The organism is Aquirufa lenticrescens (assembly GCF_019916085.1).
GTDB lineage: Bacteria > Bacteroidota > Bacteroidia > Cytophagales > Spirosomataceae > Aquirufa > Aquirufa lenticrescens.
On the sequence record NZ_CP049834.1, the window covers coordinates 1,031,442 to 1,053,873 of the forward strand.

The following is a 22,432-nucleotide window of genomic DNA, read 5'->3' on the forward strand; positions in this document are numbered from 1 at the left end:
GACTTCAAGCCACGGGTAAAGCGTCAAGAAAATTAATTAGACTTGTGGAGGGTGGAAAAAGCCTTTAGCAGCTGAATTAGGGAAGAATTCCGTCGATGTGAAATGATTTTCAACGAGTTCTGATGCGGTGAAACGCGCTGTAAAGACAGGTTGAATGGCTTGAAAACTCAACACCACTTCTGGCATTTTTTCTAAACGCTCCGAATTCGATTTCTGCTCTTTTTCTTCCGCAGCCTTTAGCTTTTTTGCTAAATAACATTGACCATTACAGTTCAACATCGGTTTATCGCGGTTCACACAAAGGTTTTCTGCAATGTAGTCGCGATTAATGCGGTAGTAGGCCACGGCACCCCATTGATTCATCAAGGGAACCTGCATAGCTAGGAACAATAAAAGAGCGACGATGCGTTTCACGACGCAAAGGTAAGACAGAAATTGAAAAATAATTATTAATTTACAGGGAATAAATACGACAAAAACGAGTAAAAATGACGAAAATCACAATAATCGGCAGTTCAAATACGGATATGGTGATCAAATCGGCTCATTTGCCGGCGCCGGGCGAAACCGTTTTAGGCGGGGACTTCTTCATGAATCCAGGCGGCAAAGGTGCGAACCAGGCGGTGGCTGCGGCTCGGCTGGGTGGCGAGGTTCATTTTGTGTGCAAGGTGGGAAAGGATGTATTTGGGGAGACGGCACTGCAACAATTTAAGAACGAGGGAATTCACACGCGATTTGTGACGCAAGACCCTTTGGCTCCCTCTGGTATAGCATTGATTAATGTAGATGCCAAAGGAGAGAACTGCATCACTGTGGCTACAGGCGCGAACAACTCTCTTTTACCTGCGGATATTGATGCGGCCTCGGAAATTTTCGAAGCGGGCGATTTTGTCTTGATTCAATTAGAAACTCCTCTAGAGACGGTGGTATATGCAGCCGCGAAAGCCGCGAAAAAAGGCCTGAAGGTCGTATTAAATCCCGCACCTGCAGCGGAACTGCCCGTCGAATTATTTCCGCATTTATACGCCATCACGCCTAATGAGACGGAGGCAGAAATCCTGACGGGAGTTGCTGTGACGGATTTGCTAACTGCGGAGAAAGCAGCGAACATATTACTTAATAAAGGAGTTCATCATGTGATTATTACCTTGGGCGCCGAAGGCGCCCTCTACAAAACTGCCTACGAAACGCAACACATTCCAGTCGCGAAAGTCGTGGCACAAGATACGACCGCCGCGGGGGATTGCTTTAATGGAGCGCTTGTCGTGGGTTTATCCGAAGGAATGAGCTGGCCAGACGCGATCGCTTTTGCCTGCAAAGCAGCCTCCATATCTGTTACTCGATTAGGGGCACAAGCTTCGATGCCTAGACTAAATGAACTATGAAAAAACTGATCCTACTACTTCTTATCAGTTTTTCAATGGCCGCCCAAAACCGCCAGAAAGTTATTTTCGATTGTGACCTCGGTGATGACATCGACGACGCCTATGCCTTGGGTTATTTGTTGACGCTCCAGGATCGTTATGAGATTTTAGGAATCACGACTTGCTATGGCCGCACAGAAGATCGCGCCATTTTAGCGCAGAAATTTCTAGCTGTTACCGGAGAAAATCACATCCCTGTTTATGTAGGTAAAAACACCTCGAAAAGTTCGGATCGCGCGAATTGGTACGCGGATCAGTTTTATTGGGCGAAAGGTTCTGGTTTGACAAAAAAACCTCAAGGCGCCACCGATTTTATTCGATCACAACTGAAAAAATACCCAGGAGAAGTCATTATTTTCTCGGTGGGACCGGTGACGAATTTGGCCCCCTTAGGAGCCGAATTGCAAAAAGCGAAAGCGATCTATGCGATGTTTGGTTCGTTTAAAATCGGTTATGACGGCAGTACGAAAGTAGATGCCGAATGGAATGTGACTTGCGATATTCCCTCCGCAAAGGCATTTGTTCAATCTGGCGCGAATATCATTTATGCAGGATTGGATGTGACGGCGATGGTCAAATTGTCCGCTGAAAATCGCTTGAAATTATTGATGCGTCAATCGCCATTGACGAGTGCGATGCAAGGGCTTTATGTTTTGTGGGGGCAAGAAACCCCTACCCTTTTTGACCCGGTAGCCATCGGAATGGAAACGAATCCGGAATTATTTACAACCGAAAAAGTGCACGTCTACGTGGATGATAAGGGTTTTACTAGACTAGATCCAACGAAGCCTGCCAATGCCACGATAGGCACCAGTATTAAGCACACAGAATTCATCCAAAAACTGATGCACCAGTATGTGTATCAAAACCTACAACCATGAAAAAATTACTTTTCTTCTGTTTCATCACATTAGCTGCACAAGCGCAAAATATTTCGATGAGCAAAGCCGTCTTGAAAGATAAAATCAAGGGGGGCTGGGCTGGTCAAACAATCGGCGTGACTTTTGGCGGACCTGTCGAGTTTCGCTATAACGGGACAATGATCAATTCCTACCACCCGATTCCGTGGTATGATGGCTATCTAAAAAATACGATGATTAATAATCCGGGATTGTACGATGATTTGTACATGGATTTGACATTCGTGGAAGTATTCGAGAAAGAGGGATTGAATGCGCCTATCGAATCACACGCGAAGGCGTATGCGAATGCGGGTTATGCACTTTGGCACGCGAATCAGGCAGGTCGTTACAATATTCTGAACGGAATGATGCCTCCAGCGTCTGGGTACTGGGAAAATAATCCCCATGCGGATTGTATTGATTACCAAATCGAATGTGACTTTGCTGGCTTGATGTCGCCAGGCATGCCCAATGCGGCATCGAAAATCTCCGATAAAATCGGGCACATCATGAACTATGGCGATGGCTATTATGGTGGGGTTTATTTAGGTGCCTGCTATACGTTGGCATTCATCAATAACGACATCAACAAAGTGGTTTCCGAGGCTTTGAAAACCATTCCAGCGAATAGCCAATATTACAAATGCATCTCAGATGTCATCAAATGGCACAAACAATACCCGAACGACTGGACAAAAACCTGGTTAGAAGTCCAAAACAAATGGGCGAACGACATCGGTTGTCCAGACGGCGTTTTCGCTCCGTTTAACATCGATGCGACCGTGAATTCAGCTTATGTCGTAATGGGATTATTGTACGGCAACGGGGATTTCACCAAAACCCTAGAAATTTCCACACGTTGTGGACAAGATGCAGACTGCAATCCATCGTCTGCGGGCGGCATTTTGGGTGCCATGATTGGCTACGATAAAATACCAGCCTATTGGAAATTAGGCTTAAAAGAGGCGGAAGACATCGACTTCAAATACACGTCCACTTCTCTGAATGACGTCTATGAAATCGGTTTCAAACACGCTTTGCAAAACATCAAAAACAACGGTGGAACTGTTTCCGAAAACGCAGTAAACATCCCTTACACTGCCCCTAAAGCAGTAGCTTTCGAACAAAGCTTCGATCATTCATTCCCTACCGAAAAGATCAACATCGGAAAAAATTTGACCGATGAATATGACTTAGATTTCGAAGGAAATGGCTTCGTGGTGCGCGGCGAAACAGCGAAATGGGCCTCATTAGATCCTGGAACTTTTGACTTGGAAGTCTATTTAGATGGCAAGCTTTTTGAAAAAGTAAAACTTCCAGTGGCATTCACAACGCGACGCCACGAGATCACCTGGAAATATAAATTAGCGACCGGAAAACACCACGTGAAGCTGAAAGTGTTAAACAAAGTGGCCGGCTACGACTGCAAATTATTTGATGCCATCGTCTATGCAGAAAAGCCATTTATGGCTACTAATGATAAATATTACCGTTTAGGTAACCTAAAATAAGCGCTATGTTCATTATCGAAACCTATTCATCTGCCGTTTTATTGTGCATCGTAACGATGCTTTGCTGGGGCTCTTGGGCAAACACCCAAAAACTTTCGTCCTCCTCCTGGCGCTTCGAACTATTCTATTGGGATTATGCCATCGGGATCGTATTGGCATCCCTGATTCTTGCCTTTACGCTCGGCTCCAACGGAACGCAGGGGCGTGGATTCCTAGCGGATTATGCGCAAGCAAGTGGCGATAACCTACAATCTGCTTTTATAGGCGGAGTTTTATTTAATGCCGCGAACATTCTCTTAGTCGCTGCCATTGGTATCGCGGGGATGTCTGTGGCCTTTCCGGTGGGCATCGGGATTGCCTTGGTATTAGGGGTTTTAGTGAATTATTTAGCGGATCCGCAGGGAAATCCACTGTTGATTTTTGGGGGAGTTGCTTTGATTGCCATTGCGATTATTTTAAATGCGAGAGCCTATAAATCGATCTCAAACGCTGCTGCATCGAATAAAGGATTAGTACTTTCTGTTCTTGCAGGATGCCTAATGGGCCTTTTCTACAAGTATGTGGCGACCTCGATGGCCGTGAATTTCGCCGCGCCAGAAGTGGGAAAATTGACACCTTATACGGCTTTGGTTGTTTTCGCTGTAGGCGTTTTTGCCAGTTCTTTGGTCTTTAATACCTTCCAAATGAAGAAGCCATTCTCCGGTGCTCCCTTGAATTTCGCTCACTATTTAGTGGGTTCGACGAAAGACCATTTAGTGGGTATTCTAGGCGGTGCTATCTGGTTCGTAGGAATGGCCTTGTCTATTCTTGCCTCTGAAAAAGCAGGTGCTGCCGTTTCATATGGCCTAGGCCAGGGAGCAACCGTGGTGGCGGCGGTTTGGGGGATCTTTATTTGGAAAGAGTTCAAAAATGCCTCGCCAGAGACGCACAAATTGCTCAACATCATGTTGCTTTTGTATGTCGTGGGATTAGGCTTGTTGATTGGATCGAAATAGTTATTTCACCGCCAATGGCAACATTTCGCCATTCGTGACGGCCACAGGCTTTTGCATTGTGGTGTAATATTTCGCGAGGCTGGTGTTGTAGAATTGGACTTGGGCTTTTTGGGACGTACTCAAATCATAGCCCAGATAAACACGCACCGGACTACCTGGCGCACCAATAAACGAGGAAACTACCGTTCCGAAACGGCTTAAACCGCCTGTGAGCGTACTTTGCTTTTTGCCAAATAGGGTAACAAACGAAGTGGATGTACCAACGAAAGCCCCATACATATTCAAACCCAAATCCGCCACCGACCCATCACCCATCACAAAGGTCAACATTTTAGTAGCTGACAACGACCCTAAATTCGTGAATTTCAACTCATGGGCTGTATTTCCTAAGGTAATCGTAGCATTATTATACACATACAGCGTCCCTAACGTAGAGCTAAAGCCTCCATCATTCAGATGGCCTCCTGAAAAATTGATGGTACTGTAGGATGGAATGGCACCCGCTAATCCTATTTGTAAAATTCCTCCATACAGATAAGTGTCCGAAACCTGATTCGCTGCGCTGAGCTGGAGTGTTCCTGTACCTGATTTGGAAAGCGTACGGCCTATCATCACGCGCGTGATTCCATCATTTACCCCATTACCCGTCGTCACCACATTATTTCCGGTACTAAAAGTTAAATTACCATATGTTCGTCCTGTTGCCGTTAGCGTGTTATACACACTAATCCCACCTGCACCCGTGATGGAAATCGTCCCCCCGACTCCTGAATTAGACGAAGCATTCGTCGTACTAACTGCCCCACTCGTGTTAATAGCCGCGTTGACAAAAACAGAACCGGCCGTTGAATTCAAATACACACTCCCGCCATCCGTCAATGGAATAGTCGAACTTCGAGAAAGCGGAATGTTCGTATTTATCGCTGCATTCACGTAGATATTCCCCACCGTATTCAAATAAAAACTCAAAACCCCCTTATCTCCATAAGCATCCGTAGCGTAGCGCAAGGCGATAGGTGACAAAATGTTCGCCTCTGATCCAGCATTAATGGTCAACAACTTGTTAAAAGTAGGTCCATGATCATTCCAGGTTTCGATGGGTGTATTTACGTTAATAATTCCCGATTGGGAACAAGAAACACAGGCCGTATTGATCGTAGCATGGCTATATCGGGTGCGCAAAATTAGGTCTATGTCCGTAGGATTTATATTCGCGTGATTCGCAGAGGGGGTGAATGTATACGTCGTATTCGTGGCGCCGCTTGAAAGTACAGGGGACCAGGTTCCATTCACCGTAATCCCGGTCGTAAAACGAATATTCGCATTCCCACTTTGAGCTATCGCGTTCGGGACCAGTTCTCCCGATATCAATTGTATCGCATTAGCCGTACTAAATTTCACCTGCTCTAACTCCGTTAACGAAAGTAAAGGGCTATTTTCCACGTAAATACGTCCATCCGTACCAGAAATGCCGGCGTTTCCTTGCCAGCCGCTTATGTTCAAGGTTCTAAAATCCCACGTATTTTTAGGGCCAAAACGCAACTCATGAACACCTGCCCCTAATTCAATCTCAGATCCCTCTGATAAAATCGAAATAGGACCAAAAGTCTCTGAATAACCTCCTGAACTCAATTTTCCTCCAGTAAAAAGAATCATGGCCATATTGTTAATCACTTCTGTCGCCCCTAAAGCCAGATTCCCACTGCTAATGACCGTAGCGCCTGTATAGCTATTTGCAGCATTCAAGGTCAATGATCCCGTGCCATCTTTGATCAAGCTAGTCGCAAGATTCAAGGAAACGGGACTAATCCCCCAATTAAACGCCAAACTTCCGGTTCCACTCAAGCCACCGTTGAAAATCAAGTCCCCAGAGCCGCCTACTAACAAGGTTAGCGCACTTGCCGGCAAAGGCCCATTGATAGTCAGTTGACTCGAAGCATCCGCGTTCATTCGGACATTCGTTGTGATTAAGTTAATCGCTGAATTATAGACATTATTCCCTTGTATACTTCGTAACGCACCGGAATTGGAGACACCATTTCCACTTAGCGTTAGCGGATTAGTAACCGTAATCCCACCGTCCAATACTAAACTGGCATTAGATCCAATACTGACTGCACCTGATCCTAAGCTCGTATTATTTTGTATCGTAAGAACTCCAAGAGAGGCAATAGTGCTCCCGCTGTAATTATTAGCGGAAGCTAAGGTTAACCCCGCCATACTCGTTGTAATAGACCCGGTACCTAGTGTCAAAGTTCCACTTATCGTCATCGAACCAAGGCCCGTCGTGACCAAGGAAACGTTTGTCCCAGTGACGGTTTGATGGAATGTCAAGCTTCCAGCATTGCTGTTGAGGGTGGTGCTTTGGCCTAAAACGACAAGGCCTTCCCAGCTATTGTTCCCACTTTCATTTGATAAGGTGACCCCGTAGGTATTCAGGGCTAATTCCTCCGGCCCCACCTGGATATTATTGTATAAGGCTAATTTCCCCGTTCCCCTAACGATGGTCCCTGCGCTGGTGCTTCCTAAGGAACGGCTGTTATAAATGGCTAAGGTTCCCGCGTAGATCGTGGTCAAACCGGTGTAGGTGTTCACTTGGCTGTGGGTGGCATTTCCAAGGGAGAAGGATTCTCCGTATTTGGCCAAAGACAAAACTCCCAATCCATCTTCCATCAAACCGGTATACACCGTATTCAAATTACTCAATCCCAAGGTCAACGTGATATTCCCCGCCACGCTACTGGTCACTTTCCCGTATCCATTTACACTGGCAATCGAACCAATCGATTCCGAAAATCCGTTTAAATCCAAGGTCGTGTTTGCCCCAGTAAAAGATAGCGTATTGTAGTCAGGTAAAGCCGTGCCCCCCGCTAATTGCAACGTTCCGTCCGCCAGCTCAGAAGAGGATACGGCATTATTCGTTGCGCTCAACTTCAGAATTCCTGCCCCCATTTTTTTAAAGGCTCCTCCGTTCATAACTCCGCTTATTCCATCATTCGCACCGCCCGTGGTAACACTCGTGTTCCCATCCAAAATAGTAATAGCTCCCGCAGAATACACCCGACTCGTAGAAAACAAGGTCCCGGAAACACTCACGCCAGCCGCCCCTTTGATAGTGATGGAACCACCCGTACCGTTGTAAAGACCTGAATTTATGGCATTAGTAGACCCACTGCAATTGATATTCCCAGTCACTTTCACGGCCCCATCAGTCGAATTGAGCGTAACAGAACCGCCCTCGTTTATAATGGCAGAAGCATAGGATGGAGCTAAATTCGTCATCGAAATATCTGCCGTAACCGAAATATTTCCAGGGGTATTAATCACTAAACTTAATGACCCTTTGTTTGTATTATTCGTAGTGGTACTACGCATCGCAATGGCATTAGGTACTGTTACGTCTGAGGCCGCGTTGAAAGTAATCGTTTTGTTGTAGGTAGGACCATTTTGGTTGTACGAGGAGAAAGAAGTGCTAAAGGTAACTTGACCTGCTTGAGTGCAGCTTGCACAAGCCGTATTAATGATGACATGGCTGTATTTCACCCGCAACAAATCATCTATTTCCGTCACGCTGACTGTCGCATCGTCAGCATTAGGGGTGAAGGTATACGTCGTTTGTGTGGTGGCGGAGGATAATAGCGGCGACCAGGTTCCTCTACTCGTGGCGCCAGCGATGATGGTGAGATTGCTATTTTGGGCGTATAGTTGCCCCGCAAAAAATAGGAGTACGAATAAGAGCTTCTTCATCTTAGTACGAGTAAACAAATTGAATGCGATCTCCTAGTGCAATCACATAGGAGCCATTGTTTGCTGTATTGTAGGCCAAATAAGGCGTAGGCGCCGTGGCATTCGTCGAAAATGCGCTTGTGGTCTTGTAGCTGTAGGCGTTTTGGCTGATCAAAATACCATTCACATACATCTTGAGTTTCGCCGTTGTGTGCGGCGTTTGCGTGAGGGTAAAGTTCGTTTGACCAGCTGTTACGGCTACTAAATTCCCCGTGGAACCGGTAGCTGTCGTTTCGTCAAAGCCATCTCTTAAGGTGCTTGTCCAGCTAGCCACACCGGAGGAGGTTAAACTCAAGACTTGACCCGTGGCACCCGGATTGGATGGGAATGTCGTTCCACCCAGCGTTAACGTTCCGGTTAAACTCGAATTCACAAAGGTCTTGTTCGTGAGTGTTTCCGTGCCAGCTAGCGTGGCCATCGTACCAGAGGTGGGAAACGTAATGTTCGTGACACCCGTGGTGTTGATCGTCGTGGAATAATTCCCGGAAGTCACGAGGTCGCCCGCTAAACTTATCGTTTTGCTACCATTGTTTATTCCCGTTCCGCCGTAAGTGGGCGAAAGGATTCCTATAATCGCGGCGCTTCCGTCGAAGGGATAGCCGAAGATAGTTTGGGGGGAGGAAAGGGTGGTGGCGGTGGTGGCGGCAGTCGCGAAAGTTGCGCTTGCCGCGATGGCAGCTGTGTTAGAAGTTAAGGCTGTTGTGGCGAAAGTGGCTGAAATTGCCGTAGATGCTGAGTTAGCTGTTACAGCAGTCAAAGCCGTCGTGGCTGACGCAGCAGTAACTGCAGTCAAAGCCGCTGTTGCCGTACTCGCATTACCCGTTAATTCCCCCACAAAATTCGTTGCACTAATAGAGTTGAATCCAGACATACTGGAAAAGGTTCCTCCTAAAATAGCAATCGTAGAGCCTAAAGTAATTTGATTGTTAGCTAATTGGCCGTTGGTGATGCTAGCGGTGGCGGAAAGGTTAGCAGTTGTTAAGCCAGTGGCTTGGATGGCGTTTCCAGTAAGGGAAATGCCTGAACCGGCGGTTAAGGGGGCTTGATAATCTGTCCCAGCGATAAGTGGTATTTGGTAATTGATCCCGGCTACTAATGGAACCTGAAAATCCGTTCCTGCAATAAGCGGCCTCTGATAATCAGTCCCCGCAATTAATGGTATTTGATAGTCGACCCCAGAAACTAACGGTACTTGCACATCTATCCCGGGCCGTAAAGGCCTTTGAAAATCGACACCTGCAATAAGAGGACGCTGGTAATCAGTACCTGCCATTAAGGGCTGCTGATAATCAATCCCAGCCACCAGTGGAACCTGATAATCCGTCCCAGCCATAAGCCGCGCCTGTACATCCAATCCAATCCGCAACCCTAAATTCGCTCGCGCCGAAGCCGCGGTCGTAGCTCCCGTTCCACCCTTTTCCAACGGAATAACTCCCGTTAATACGGAGGCGTCTATTGGTATGGAAATATTTGTAGACCCATCAAAAGGCACTCCATTGATTGTGCGCGCGGTTTCTAAGGCCGTGGCCTTGGTTGCTAAATTTGCCGAACTCGCCTGGCTTGCGACGCTTGCATTCGCCGTACGACTATCTACATACTCTTTCACCGCTTTCACGGACGGATATTTTACCTGAGACGCAGAGTCTGAAAGAATCGAATTAGATTTATTAGCCAGGGATTCTTTGGTATTTAATTGGGCCAAAACCAAGCCAGACACCGGCTTGTCCACATCCGCCGTATTGTCTACATTGCCTAGCCCTAAATTCGCACGCGCGGCAACAGCGGTGGTAGCACCCGTCCCTCCGAAGGTAAGTGTCAAAGTACCACTCAGCTTTCCCGCCTCCTCCGCAAAATGCGCATAAGGCAAGTAATTTAGGCCGCGATTGCTGACCTCGGTGTATTTGGCACCTAAATCAAAACTCACCTGCGTCACCAATTTCTTCACCGGACCGCCCCAGTTCAAACTGGCAAAAGTCCCGGCTGCACTTGAATTCTCCCCTGCCCCTATCTCCAAATTAATCAGCCCATACGCATCCGTCTTCGTCTTATGCAACTCCTCAAACTGCAACGTGCTCCCCGCATAAATCCCAAACTTCACCCAAATATCCTTGTTCAAATACAGTTGCGCCTGAACCCCATTTCCGGGCAATTCAATGGCAGCCGGATCTACGATCAGGGCCTGGTAATTAATCGACTTCAGAGGAGTTTGCGCGTGCGCACAATAGAAACTGCACAGCAAGGCTGTGAGAATGAAATAGTTTTTCATAAGCAATCTTTTAAACAGAACAGATTGCTTATTAGTGGTTAAGAAGCAATACGAATATAAATTGAGGGTATTGTGTTGATAACAAAGGTACTAGGATTTTGCAGAGGGCAATGGGGGAGGGATTTTTTAATTTAGGGGTGGGGCAAAAAAATCCCCAGTTGTTAGCTGGGGACCAATTAGTTGCATTCGTTTTATTTTATGTAGTATCTTTTTTGGCCAGCAGTTGTAATAACATACATATTCACAGCCGCGCCTGGGTTAATCGAAAAAGTTGAAACTCCGCCGTTACCACTAGTACTAGTATAGTATAAAGTTGTTGCGGGGGTGTTAGACGTCCAGGTACCATTACTATAATTACAAATTGTCAATGTAAATCCATCAGGCAAATTATCTGGAATATTAGGCATACCCGTATGTTGTGTCGATATGATATATCCTGAATATTGATATAAATCTGAAGCTGCAATAAAAGGCCAATCATCATATGTCTTTGTGGCTATTGACTGCCAAGAAGATGTCCCATTCGCATTTGCGGTTAATACTTGCCCCTGAGTACCATTAGTATTAGGGTAAGTAACAGCCCCTGCCGTAATTGAGCCACTTGTTTTCACATTTGTGACAGATGTATTTCCTAATTGAATCGTATTGCTTGCCGTCACTTGAGCCCCATATCCAACAGCCGTTGCATTGTTCAATGTAGCGGAAGACGCATCGGCATCTGTACCCAAGATCGTATTTTGACTTCCGGATGTAATTGTTTGACCTGAACGTTTACCTACACCCACGTTACTATTCCCTGTCACACTAATCAATGATTGATTACCGATGGATGTATTTTCTTGGCCAGTCACTAAAGACATCATTGACTCCGCTCCTACAGAAGTATTTCCAGAACCTGAAGTCATACTAGGTAAGTTATTGTAACCAATACTAGTATTATTATCCCAAGCGGTACCATTATAACGAGCCATTGCAAAAGCACCTAGGGCTGTGTTACGTTTACCATTAACATTGGAAGACCCCATCGCGCCTTGTCCAATGGCTACGCTCTCATCATTATTACCTGCTCCACGACCCAATGAAACACCATTAGCAGAAATATTTGAACTAAAAGTTTTAACTCCAGCAATTGTTTGAGCTGTTGTTAAATCAACAAATCCTCCTGTCGAGGTAGTCACTTCTTTCGTTCCGGCATTATAATACAACAAATTGGAAGTTGCGGAAGCGCTACGAATGGGATTCACATAAAAACCGGCATTGCTCGGATTCAATGGGCTACTACTACCTGCAGCGTTCAAGGCGATACTGTTCGCCGCTTGATTGCTTTGGCCAGCAAAAGTTCCAATGGCGATAGCGCCTGTTCCTTGATTATTTTGACCGGCAGCAAAACCAATCGCAACTGATTCTCCTGCTTGATTTGCCTGGGCCGCGTTACCCCCTATTGAAATACTATTTGCCCCTTGATTTTGGTCTCCAGAAACGTAACCGATAGCGATCGAACTTTGACCTTGATTCCCTCTTCCTGCGCCTCCACCAATGGCTACGGTGTTCTTATTAACGCCTTGATTCGGAGTTCCAGCTTGTGAGCCGATGGCGATATTATTATTTGCCAAACCAAGTGTAGTCAGTATTCCTGCTACCGTCGTTTGGCCCGTTCCTCCAGCTGCTACTGGAATCACACCTGTGATTTTAGATCCTGCTACCGAGGTAATTTTCGCGTCAGTTACCGCACCGTTCGCAATTTTAACCGTGGAGATTGAATTATCAGCAACTCCTGCAGAAGCCATAGCTACAGATACGGCAGCATCCGTATAGGCGGTTGTCGCTAGTTGTGTTGAATTTGTTCGTGGACTTGCTGTGGGGGCTGTAGGAACTCCAGTTAAAATAGGAGAAGCAAGTGGTGCTTTGGTACTTAGAGCCGCTTGCGTTGCTGTTGAAATCGGCTTTGCCGCATCAGTCGTATTATCCACTGAACCTAAACCGACCATTGATTTCGTAATACCAGAAACGGTCCCAGTAAACGTAGGGGAAGCAATCGGTGCATAATTATTCAAATCCGTCAATGCCGCCTTCGTCGCTAACATACTGGTATCTACCGTGATCGCCATGTGAGCCGCTAATGCCGCTGCACTCGCTTTTAAGTCTAGCGCTGCATTTACATCCGCCACATTTGCTTTAAAGTTCAAAGCCGCCTGCGTTGCTGCAGAAATTGGCTTATCAGCATCTGAAGTATTATCGACATTCCCTAGACCTAGGTTAGCACGAGCCCCTACGGCCGTTGTTGCACCCGTTCCACCACCAGTAATTCCTAGCGTTCCTCCTAGTTTTCCTGCCGTTTCTGCAAATAAGGCATAAGGACTATAAGTTAGTTTTTGGTCTGATACTTTCGTGTATGAGGTTCCGTTATCAAAACTTACGAATACCTGCAATGATTTTTGATTCGCGTCCCAATTTACCGCATTGAATGCCGTGCTTGCCACAGAACCAATGGTAAGGTTCACTAAACCATAAGCGTCCGTTTTCGATTGTTGCACTTCTTCGAATTGAATGTTAGTACCTGAAACGATAACAAATTTCACTGTGACATTCCCGTTGACTAAAGGTTGGCCTGTAATGTCAGCTCCGGGTAATTCGATTTTTGCAGGATCTAATATAACCGCTTGGTAAGAAATCCCTTTTTGGGCTTTCGCCACAACAGAAATAAATAATAGAACAAAGAGTAACAGTTTTTTCATGGTAGTAGAACAAATGAATGAGTAATTATTTCGTAGCTATTTTAAGGCCAAAACTGAAGGTAGACGGAACGAAATTCAGCGTGGATGAACCGAAAGTGTTCGTATCTAGGTGTTGAAAAGAAGTGTAAACAGACATCTGATCGTTGACTTTTTTAGTGATCGATAAGGTAAAACCTACCGAGAATTTCAGGCCGTTAAATTGGTCGTCATCTGCTAAATCCAGGTACCTGTTTTGTAAAAACTGAGTGCCGTTAATAAGGGTTTGGACGGCTGCTGAAGCTTTGGCAGAAACAGTTAAACCATGAAGGCCGGTATAAGAAGGTCCGATGCCACCGGTCAAGCCCATAAAATCTGCCTGATAAGAAAAAGGAATGTTTTGCACATCGCCCACATTGTTGTATTGATTATAGGCTAAACCCAAATCATACACAAAAGCTTTTGATATTTTATTCTCGCGGGATAAAGCCAAATGAAGACCAGAACTAGACTTCAAGAAGTCAGGATTGTTTCCAGCAGAATTGGTAAAAACATAACGGGTGATGTTATTGCCGGTTTCGAAATTCCAGGTTTGCGCTTGTAGCGACGAAACGAAAAATAGGGCAATCAGGAGGGTAAAAATTGATCTCATAGAACAGAATTAAATCTTGAAGACCAATATTAGTTCAATGGAGTTCGGAAAAGAATTTTTAGAACATTCAGCTTGTTTCGATTCGCCGAATTGAATCAAATCACTAGGAAAGATTTTTTAAATAGACCGAAGGTGATTCCCCCGTTTGCGTTTTAAATGCTTGAATAAAATTAGAGCGAGATTTGTATCCACAAGCCTTACCTACACTTTCTAAGGTATTGGTTTCGGCTTTACCCGCTTTTAAAAGCATGACCGCTTCCTCGATGCGAAGCTGATTTTTCCACTTTAGAAAAGTAATGCCTTTGTAGGTATTAAAGTAATAGGTTAATACATGTTCCGGCGTAGCAAGATCTTTAACTAAATCCGACATCGCGAATCCAGGCACTAAAAACTTCTTCACTAGAACATATTCATTGAGCTGCTTTTCCACTCGTTTAATCCTTATTTTACTGAGTTCAAATGTCTTCGCATTAGTAGCTATTTCCTCGTTTAATTTCACCACAGCTAACAAACTCGCATCCGATTTTCCTTCTAAACCATATAATACAGATGGGAAAAAATAGATAGATACCATCAATCCAAACATAATGATACTAGCAACAGATCTTCCTCTACCCTGCTCATCTAATACAATCATAAGGTCATTCGCAAAATAGGAATGGGTACTTAGTGCAATCAAACTTATATTAAAGATTAAACCCAAAATCAGATATACTTGTAACCACTTCCTTAATACGGCGGCAGATTTCAATTTTCCCTCTTGAATAGATCTAAATAAAATTACCGCTGCGAATACCATATAGCAAAACGATACCACCGAACGCGAGATGAAATAAAATGAAAAGGGGACTAACGGAAAATATACCTGGTAGATGATACGAGAATTATGATGAATCCTTTCTGCTAGATCTAACTTAAACGCCCAAGAATGGAAAGTATAGGGCAAAATATTAAGCACAATAATAAAAAAGGGGATGAAATGTAGATAATCCCAACCTCGAATGATTTTTTTCTCCGTTAAAATAGCTCGAACATAAAAATACAAGAAAGGTGTATTCAATAAATAAAAGGGAAAATAATGAATGGCCGAAATCGCGCGTAATGTTTCATTATCAGACACAATAGACGACCAATGCGCAAAACTAAATAAACTATTCAGTATAAAATGATAGGCCAAATAACGATTTGCCACATTAACCCGATCGGTAAAATGTAGGAGGAGAAAAGCGCTTAAAAACCCAACAAGGCTAATGGCAGGAAGCATATTTTTTTGAACACTGAGTTAGTGACAATTTACAAAATTTTAGCTGCGATGCTATCTGGACAGGGAATTTATTAAGGGTTTAAAAACAAAAAAGCCTTCCCAAAGGAAGGCTTTTTTAGACGCTTGAATTGTACTTGGGATGGGAATCGAACCCACACGAGCGTTACGGCTCACGGGATTTTAAGTCCCGCGTGTCTACCAGTTCCACCACCCAAGCGTCCTAGTAAAACTAAAAGCACCGATGGTGCTTTTTCGTTTTGAGCGAAAGACGGGGTTCGAACCCGCGACCTCGACCTTGGCAAGGTCGCGCTCTACCAGCTGAGCTACTTTCGCGTTTTGTGGATGCAAAAATAAGGCCTCCTATTGAATTATGCAAGTCGAAATCAAATTTTAGTGAAAATATTCTCTAAATTTATGCTTTCGAAAAAAATATGAGCATCAACAAACTCGACCAAACTGATCACAAATTACTAGAGATTCTTCAGCAAAATGCGAAGATCACAAACGCCCAATTATCGAAAGAGATTGGTCTTTCTCCGGCTCCTACTTTAGAGCGCGTGAAGAAATTAGAGACTTTGGGAATTATCCAAAGCTATCACGCTCAGGTGGATAGAGAAAAAGTAGGCTTAGGTGTGAGTACGTTTGTGACGGTGACTTTGACGGGTCACAAGAAGCAAGTAACGGAGTCGTTCGTGAAACAAATCAACCAAATTCCAGAGGTAATCGAGTGCCACCACGTGACGGGTTCTGGCGATTTTATGTTGAAAATAATTTCGAAAGATATTTCCACTTATCAGAAATTAATGCTCGAAAAAATCAACGAAATCGAAGAAGTGGCTGCCACTTCCACGATGGTGATCTTGTCTTCGTTCAAAGAAAGTAAGGTTTTGCCTATACCTTGATAAAACGTTTCGCGTCTTGCGAAACTTTACAATCGGTGCATAAACTGCGGGATCATTCGGTTTTTCCAAGCCGTAAAAGTTCCCGCTTGAATTTCCTTGCGTGCCTCGCCTACCATCCACAGATAGAATCGCAGGTTGCATACACTCGCGATCATTGCGCCCAGCATTTCCTCACATCTAACCAAGTGTCGTAGGTAAGACTTCGTGTATTGCCCATGCACATCATTCACGAAATGTGGATCGATGACCGAAAAGTCAGACTCCCATTTCTTATTCTTGATATTAATAATTCCCTGCGTTGTAAAAATCATCCCATTACGGGCGTTTCGCGTAGGCATCACGCAATCGAACATATCGATTCCGAGTGCTATCCCTTCTAAAATATTGGCCGGAGTCCCCACGCCCATTAGGTAACGCGGCTTGTCTTTGGGCAAAATATCTGTCACCTCATCCGCCATCGCGTACATATCTTCAACTGGCTCGCCCACAGATAAACCGCCGATGGCATTACCGAATGCACCTTTGGAGGCGATATATTCCGCAGACACCTTACGTAAATCGGAGTAAACACTTCCCTGAACAATTGGAAATAAGGTCTGATTATAGCCGTATTTAGGATCTGTTTCATCAAAACGCTTGATGCAACGATCTAACCAACGGTGCGTCATGTCCATCGATTTGCGCGCGTATTCGTAGGTACACGGATAAGGCGTGCATTCGTCGAAAGCCATCATAATATCCGCCCCGATCGTGCGCTGAATATCCATCACCCCTTCCGGCGTGAAATAGTGGATACTTCCGTCGATATGTGATTTGAATTTGACTCCTTCTTCCTGAATTTTGCGGCCGGTTCCTGCCAAAGAGTACACTTGGTAGCCTCCCGAGTCCGTCAAAATAGGCCCCTGCCAGCCATTGAATTTATGCAATCCCCCCGCCTTTTCGATCACCTCTAAACCCGGACGCAAGTACAGGTGGTAGGTGTTACCTAGGATAATTTGGGCCTTAATAGGATCCGTTAATTCAGAAATATGAACGCCTTTAACGGTCCCCGCAGTGCCTACAGGCATGAAAATGGGCGTTTGAATCGTCCCGTGATCTGTGGTAATTTCCCCTGCGCGCGCCTTCGAGCTAGGATCCGTGTGGCTAATTGAGAATTTCATAGCGCAAAACTAACCATTAAATGGTAAATGGTGAATGATAAATGGTGAATGATGGACAGTAATTTAATTTTCATTTACCATCTACCATTCACCATTCACCATTTTGAAAGCCGCATTATTCCACTTTCATCACCCCATTCATAATCCTCCAGTGTCCTGGGAACGTACACAAGAAGGGATAATTACCAGGAACGCTAGGCGCTTTGAAGACCACTTTTACGCGGCCATCAGATTCCACTAATGGCGTATAGGCTAACACTTCTGGCATCGCAGGAATGTAGTTTTTCGCTGCACCATCTGCCGCCGTAATCATTTTGTCTGCCGCAAAGCCGATTTTTTCTTGGCTTCCTAAAGCCCCTAAAACCCAGTTATGCTGCATCGCATCTACGTTTTCGAAGATCAACTCTACCGTCGCGCCTGCTGGAACGTTGAATTCCGCTGGGCTGTATTTCATCGCTTCTTTGATCGTCATAATCGTACGTTTCACGACTACTCCTTTCACTTCGGCAGTTGGTATTTCAACTTTCCAAAGACCCGCCAAGCGCTCATAGGCCTCCACATCCTGCGGACGTAATTGCTTCCCTAAGCCTTTTAAGAAGTCCGTATTTTCAGTGGATAAATCTGCCGCACGTTTCGCATTCCAAGTCGCTGAAGCGCCTTTCAAGGCAGCGCCCATGGTAGGGCTAGCCACTTGTTTGATCGAACGCAATAAAGCGACGATATCGTTAGCTGAATCATCTGAAGTCATTCCGCGGAACGATTTCTCTACGATGTACGATCCTAAATCGGCAGGTAGGGAAACCACGATGGGTTGTCTGAAGATATTGTTGTTACGATTTGATTCGCCTAATATGGCTTTCGTGTCTAAGGCAATTTCCATCACGTAATTGCCTGCTTCGTCAGCTGTCCAGCCTAAGTTTCCTGTCCAAGGACCATTGTTATTTTTGACTACAGAAACTGTTTCACCTGGAGCCGCTCCGTCTGTGAACGTGTAAGATTCCAAATCCGTACGACGGCCCATTCCTTCGATTTTGACGGTTAAAGGAAGTGGGGTGCCTTTTGGCAAGGCTTTATCGCCTCTATTTTTCACGCGGATCACGAAACTAGCGCCTTCACGTAAACGGAAGTTTCCGCCTTTAATTTGAACTTCTTCCACGACTAGGTCGAGGCCTGATTCGGTTCCAGCTGTTGTAGGATTTTTAGCCTCTTTCGCTAATTTCTCTGCTACCACCGCGCTTGATTGAGCGCCTTGTTTCGCGATAAATGCGTTACGACGTGCAGGACCACCCGCCATTACGTAAGCCGTTAAAGCATCTGGGATCCAGCGATCGGTTGTTTTTTGAGAGACAGCGATTTTGCGCGCCATCGCCGCTTCTACCGCAGGGGAAGATGGGGATTCGATTAAAGCTAAAATAGAATGCAACACAACTAAGGAATCTTTGTCGTTCAGCATTTTTTGGTCCAAAATCAATTTCGCCGAAGCCGCTGTACGAGGTAATACTTGCACCGCTTGCTTGCGCACCGCCGCAGATGCATGTTTCATCGCACGCGCTAAAGCATCCATTGGTAAAACGCCTAAACCTTCTAAGGTTCTTAGCGCGTGGATAGCACCTGGAGCGAGACCGATTTCATCTGTTTTGGCAGAACTAATTAAAGCTACCAAAGCAGGAACCACGTCTTTATTTCCGCGTTCCACTAATAAACGCTGCGCCTGTAAACGCCAAAACAAGTTCGAATTACTCAACGCCGCCACACATTCCGCCGGCGTTTTCAACGAAACTGGCGTGTATTCTGGCGCTTTATTATAGCCCACGCGGTAAATACGACCGTGGGTAAAATCACGCAAATCCGTGTCATAGGCATTCCCGCCACCGTTCTTAAATCCTTGCGGAACCGGGTTGTGCTGAATAATGTACGAATACCAATCCGCTACCCAAACAGCTCCATCCGGACCCACCTGCGCAAATACCGGGGATACCCATTCGTCAGCACCAGCTAAGAAATTAAATGCTTCTTTGTCGTTGAAATCAGAGCCCGTCGGCACTTGGCGATTCTGGTGAATCACGTGACCTGTTGGTTCTGAAACGAAAGCGATTTGGTTCCAATATTCTTTCGGGAACGAGCGTGCAGAATAGAAATTATGTCCAGCTGCTGCCGTAAATCCACCAAAAACATCCACCTGACGCACTTTCTTCGTGATCGTCCGCATGTCCTTGTGTGTATCCGTATTTTTGGAACCATTCAAGGTCATAGGCGCATGCCAAATATTACGGTGCGGAATAGCCATATACCAGCCGTGCGCGTTATTTGCCGTCGAACCGAACACATCACCTGCCTCATTGAAGTCGAAGCCCCAGGTATTGTTCGAAGTGGTCGTCATGTGTTCCATCTTCGAACCATCTGGCTTGAAGCGGAAGAATGCCTGCGCAAATTGAAGCGAATCCGCTCCCACTTTGCCCTTATATCCGGAATAACCCACACAACCCCAGATCCAGTTATCAAATCCATAATGCAAATTCGAAGGTCCAGCATGGGTATCACCTGTTCCAAAACCGGTGAATAAAATCTTCTTCTCATCCGCCACATCATCGCCATTCGTGTCTTTCAACAAGATCATGTGAGGCGCCTGAGAAATAATCAAGCCGCCATTCGCGAACACCATCCCCGTAGGAATGCTTAGGCCTTCCGCCCATTTCGTGAATTTATCTGCTTTGCCATCTTTATTCGTGTCTTCACACAATAAGATGTAATCGCTACCTCCCGTTTCTTTGCGTTCGTTTGGATAGTCTTTCGTGATCAACACGTACAAACGTCCGCGCTCATCCCAAGCCATGGCAATCGGGTGCATCACGTTTGGTTCAGAAGCGAAAACTTGCAAATTAAAGTCCACCGGAACCTGAATAAACTTCACCGATTCCTCAGGACTTAAAGGTAATTGCTGTAGTTGAGCGCCTTCGCGTTTCTCGTAGTTAGGCAATTTCGCTTCGCGGTATTTCAAAACCGGGATGTCCAATGCCGTTAATAAGGCTCTTTTCTCTGCTCCTACAGCATGCAAAATTCCTTGTGTCACTAGATCCTGAAATCCTTCCGTTTCCCAAGTACGCTCGTCGTGACCATAAGCTGTGTAAAACACATTTCCTTTTCCGTACGTACGCGTCCAAGTATAGGGTTCGGTGGTGGCACCTGGCTTATCTTTGGCCTGCTCAGGTCCTAGAATTCGTGATTGCCAAATCTGGTTATCCGGCTGCAATTGGCTATGCAAATAGGTCTCGTCGACCGTCTTGATTTTCACGTAGGTATTCGCCTCGTTTTTCACGCGGATCGAATCCATCCCGTGACGCCAAAACTGACCGCCCACCATCTTCACAAATTCCCTCGAATTGCGGAAGTTGAACGAAGCACAGTGAATCGCCACCAAACCGTGACCTGAAGCCACATAATTCAAGAGCGCTTTCTCCTGTGGCGCCGCGATCGAATCGTGGTTCGCATAGATCACCAAGGCATCGAATTTATTCAAATACGCCTCATTCAAATCCTTCAAGGATTCCGTGTAGGTGATATTCATCCCTTTGATTCCCACCGCGGATTGCAATGCAGGATATCTGTCAAAGGGTTTGTGGTGGCCTTTATCGCCTAAAAATAATAATTCGAGACGTCTACCAGGAGCAGCCGAAACCGAAAATTGAAACAAGAATGCCGCAGCAAATAAGAGAAAACGCATGGCTTAGAATTTAGGAATTTCAATGATTTTTCCGCCTTGAAGAGCAGATTCGTGAGCTAGTATACCTACCGACGTCCAGTTAGCGGACTGCGGAGCATTCGGGAATGGATCGCGATCTGCGACCAATGCCTGCAAGAATTCGTTTACCAAATGGGGATGTGATCCCCCGTGTCCACCCCCTTGGGTAAACGAAAGGTGGGTGTTATCCTCCTCATCGTACACGCCTTTGGTCGTGAAACGTTGAATTTCTTCCGGTAAATAATGGGCAAAATCAGGTGTAGGAACCTTCGACGGAATCTCTGGCTCCGGTTTTTTAGCCGTGTGCACCACTAATTCTTCTCCTTCAATTAAAGGCCATTCTACCGATTTCTTCGATCCATACACCTCAAAACTTTCGCGGTATTGACGCGCCACATCGAAAAGTGAACGGTATACCATTGCGCTCAAATCCGAATCACGGAACTTAATGTGCGCTGATTCCACCGCAAATGGAGAGTTATAATGCTGAATCAATTCTTCGCGAATCGTACCTGAACCGAAGCAAGAAACATATTCCGCTTCTAAACGCAACAATCCAGCCACCGGACCTACGCAGTGTGTCGCATAGTGCATGGGAGGCAAGCCTGGCCAATAATCCGGCCATCCGTCCATATCTTGTTGATGCGACGCTTTCAAGAATTGAATCTTGCCTAGCTCGCCCTTTTCGTATAATTCTTTGATGTACAAAAACTCGCGCGCATAGACCACGGTCTCCATCATCATGTATTTTTTACCCATGCGCTTGCTCGCCTCCACGATCGCTTTGCATTCCTCTACGGTCGTCGCCATAGGCACCGTACAAGCCACGTGTTTGCCTGCATTCAGCGCTTTCAGCGTCTGTTCTGCGTGCAAGTGAATAGGAGAATTGATGTGAACGACATCTACATTCGGGTCTTGGATTAGCTTCTCAAAATCCGTGTAGCGCGTCTCGATCCCATAAGCATCCCCGATGGAGTTGAGTTTTTCTTCATTTCTTTGGCAAATCGCATACATGTTCGCCAACGGATGCTTCAAATAAATAGGAATAAATTCTGCGCCGAAACCTAGTCCGACAATCGCAACGTTATATTTTTTCATAGTTTAAAAGATTTCAATTCAA

Annotated in this window: 14 protein-coding genes and 2 tRNA genes; 5 read left to right on the top strand and 11 right to left on the bottom strand. The window is 45.5% G+C overall.

Annotated elements, in window-relative coordinates; all coding sequences use genetic code 11:
* Positions 1-36 precede the first annotated feature (36 nt).
* Positions 37-414 carry a hypothetical protein gene (locus G9X62_RS04785; protein WP_223131635.1) on the bottom strand — a complete coding sequence of 126 codons (378 nt, stop codon included), beginning with the start codon at positions 412-414 and terminating at the stop codon, positions 37-39.
* A gap of 74 nt (positions 415-488) precedes the next feature.
* On the opposite strand from G9X62_RS04785, the gene rbsK reads away from it, so the two are divergent.
* Genes rbsK through G9X62_RS04805 form a run of 4 tightly spaced genes read left to right on the top strand, consistent with a single transcriptional unit; the run spans position 489 to position 4,832 of the window.
* Positions 489-1,385, top strand: coding sequence for a ribokinase (rbsK, locus tag G9X62_RS04790; protein WP_223131636.1), 897 nt, complete (start codon positions 489-491; stop codon positions 1,383-1,385).
* Entirely contained in the window at positions 1,382-2,305 is a 924-nt protein-coding gene (locus tag G9X62_RS04795; RefSeq protein WP_223131637.1) for a nucleoside hydrolase, read from the top strand. The genes rbsK and G9X62_RS04795 overlap by 4 nt, the downstream gene beginning before the upstream one ends.
* On the top strand, positions 2,302-3,837 hold the full coding sequence (locus G9X62_RS04800) for an ADP-ribosylglycohydrolase family protein (protein WP_223131638.1): 1,536 nt from the start codon (positions 2,302-2,304) through the stop codon (positions 3,835-3,837). Before G9X62_RS04795 ends, G9X62_RS04800 begins: the two co-directional genes overlap by 4 nt.
* Positions 3,838-3,842: 5 nt before the next feature.
* Positions 3,843-4,832: a GRP family sugar transporter gene (locus tag G9X62_RS04805; protein WP_223131639.1), complete on the top strand. Its 990-nt coding sequence runs from the start codon at positions 3,843-3,845 to the stop codon at positions 4,830-4,832.
* On the opposite strand, the gene G9X62_RS04810 is transcribed toward G9X62_RS04805, so the two are convergent.
* The 7 genes from G9X62_RS04810 to G9X62_RS04840 form a co-directional block, all read right to left on the bottom strand.
* Positions 4,833-8,579, bottom strand: a complete 3,747-nt coding sequence (locus G9X62_RS04810; RefSeq protein WP_223131640.1) for a beta strand repeat-containing protein — start codon at positions 8,577-8,579, stop codon at positions 4,833-4,835.
* A 1-nt stretch (position 8,580) separates the two neighbouring features.
* The gene (locus tag G9X62_RS04815) at positions 8,581-10,884 is read right to left on the bottom strand and encodes a hypothetical protein (RefSeq protein WP_223131641.1); all 2,304 of its coding nucleotides are present in this window, start codon (positions 10,882-10,884) and stop codon (positions 8,581-8,583) included.
* A 191-nt stretch (positions 10,885-11,075) separates the two neighbouring features.
* A complete protein-coding gene (locus tag G9X62_RS04820) occupies positions 11,076-13,619 on the bottom strand; it encodes a beta strand repeat-containing protein (protein WP_223131642.1) in 2,544 nt (847 codons plus the stop codon).
* Positions 13,620-13,644: 25 nt separating this feature from the next.
* Entirely contained in the window at positions 13,645-14,247 is a 603-nt protein-coding gene (locus G9X62_RS04825) for a hypothetical protein (RefSeq protein ID WP_223131643.1), read from the bottom strand.
* Positions 14,248-14,350: 103 nt separating this feature from the next.
* A complete protein-coding gene (locus G9X62_RS04830; protein ID WP_223131644.1) occupies positions 14,351-15,439 on the bottom strand; it encodes a helix-turn-helix domain-containing protein in 1,089 nt (362 codons plus the stop codon).
* Between the two features lie 203 nt (positions 15,440-15,642).
* Positions 15,643-15,728, bottom strand: a tRNA-Leu gene (locus tag G9X62_RS04835).
* 43 nt (positions 15,729-15,771) lie between these two features.
* A tRNA-Gly gene (locus G9X62_RS04840) sits at positions 15,772-15,844 on the bottom strand.
* Positions 15,845-15,942: 98 nt separating this feature from the next.
* On the opposite strand from G9X62_RS04840, the gene G9X62_RS04845 reads away from it, so the two are divergent.
* Positions 15,943-16,413 carry an Lrp/AsnC family transcriptional regulator gene (locus G9X62_RS04845; protein ID WP_223131645.1) on the top strand — a complete coding sequence of 157 codons (471 nt, stop codon included), beginning with the start codon at positions 15,943-15,945 and terminating at the stop codon, positions 16,411-16,413.
* 26 nt (positions 16,414-16,439) lie between these two features.
* Here the strand turns inward: G9X62_RS04845 and tgt are convergent, their stop codons facing one another.
* The 3 genes from tgt to G9X62_RS04860 form a co-directional block, all read right to left on the bottom strand.
* Entirely contained in the window at positions 16,440-17,573 is a 1,134-nt protein-coding gene (tgt, locus tag G9X62_RS04850; RefSeq protein ID WP_223131646.1) for a tRNA guanosine(34) transglycosylase Tgt, read from the bottom strand.
* A 115-nt stretch (positions 17,574-17,688) separates the two neighbouring features.
* Entirely contained in the window at positions 17,689-21,294 is a 3,606-nt protein-coding gene (locus tag G9X62_RS04855; RefSeq protein ID WP_223131647.1) for a PVC-type heme-binding CxxCH protein, read from the bottom strand.
* Between the two features lie 3 nt (positions 21,295-21,297).
* A complete protein-coding gene (locus G9X62_RS04860) occupies positions 21,298-22,410 on the bottom strand; it encodes a Gfo/Idh/MocA family protein (RefSeq protein ID WP_223131648.1) in 1,113 nt (370 codons plus the stop codon).
* Positions 22,411-22,432 lie beyond the last annotated feature (22 nt).

Coding starts and splice junctions, on each gene's coding strand:
- rbsK (WP_223131636.1), top strand. CDS start 489: ATGACGAAAATCACAATAATCGGCAGTTCAAATACGGATATGGTGATC.
- G9X62_RS04795 (WP_223131637.1), top strand. CDS start 1,382: ATGAAAAAACTGATCCTACTACTTCTTATCAGTTTTTCAATGGCCGCC.
- G9X62_RS04800 (WP_223131638.1), top strand. CDS start 2,302: ATGAAAAAATTACTTTTCTTCTGTTTCATCACATTAGCTGCACAAGCG.
- G9X62_RS04805 (WP_223131639.1), top strand. CDS start 3,843: ATGTTCATTATCGAAACCTATTCATCTGCCGTTTTATTGTGCATCGTA.
- G9X62_RS04810 (WP_223131640.1), bottom strand. CDS start 8,579: ATGAAGAAGCTCTTATTCGTACTCCTATTTTTTGCGGGGCAACTATAC.
- G9X62_RS04815 (WP_223131641.1), bottom strand. CDS start 10,884: ATGAAAAACTATTTCATTCTCACAGCCTTGCTGTGCAGTTTCTATTGT.
- G9X62_RS04820 (WP_223131642.1), bottom strand. CDS start 13,619: ATGAAAAAACTGTTACTCTTTGTTCTATTATTTATTTCTGTTGTGGCG.
- G9X62_RS04825 (WP_223131643.1), bottom strand. CDS start 14,247: ATGAGATCAATTTTTACCCTCCTGATTGCCCTATTTTTCGTTTCGTCG.
- G9X62_RS04845 (WP_223131645.1), top strand. CDS start 15,943: ATGAGCATCAACAAACTCGACCAAACTGATCACAAATTACTAGAGATT.
- tgt (WP_223131646.1), bottom strand. CDS start 17,573: ATGAAATTCTCAATTAGCCACACGGATCCTAGCTCGAAGGCGCGCGCA.
- G9X62_RS04855 (WP_223131647.1), bottom strand. CDS start 21,294: ATGCGTTTTCTCTTATTTGCTGCGGCATTCTTGTTTCAATTTTCGGTT.
- G9X62_RS04860 (WP_223131648.1), bottom strand. CDS start 22,410: ATGAAAAAATATAACGTTGCGATTGTCGGACTAGGTTTCGGCGCAGAA.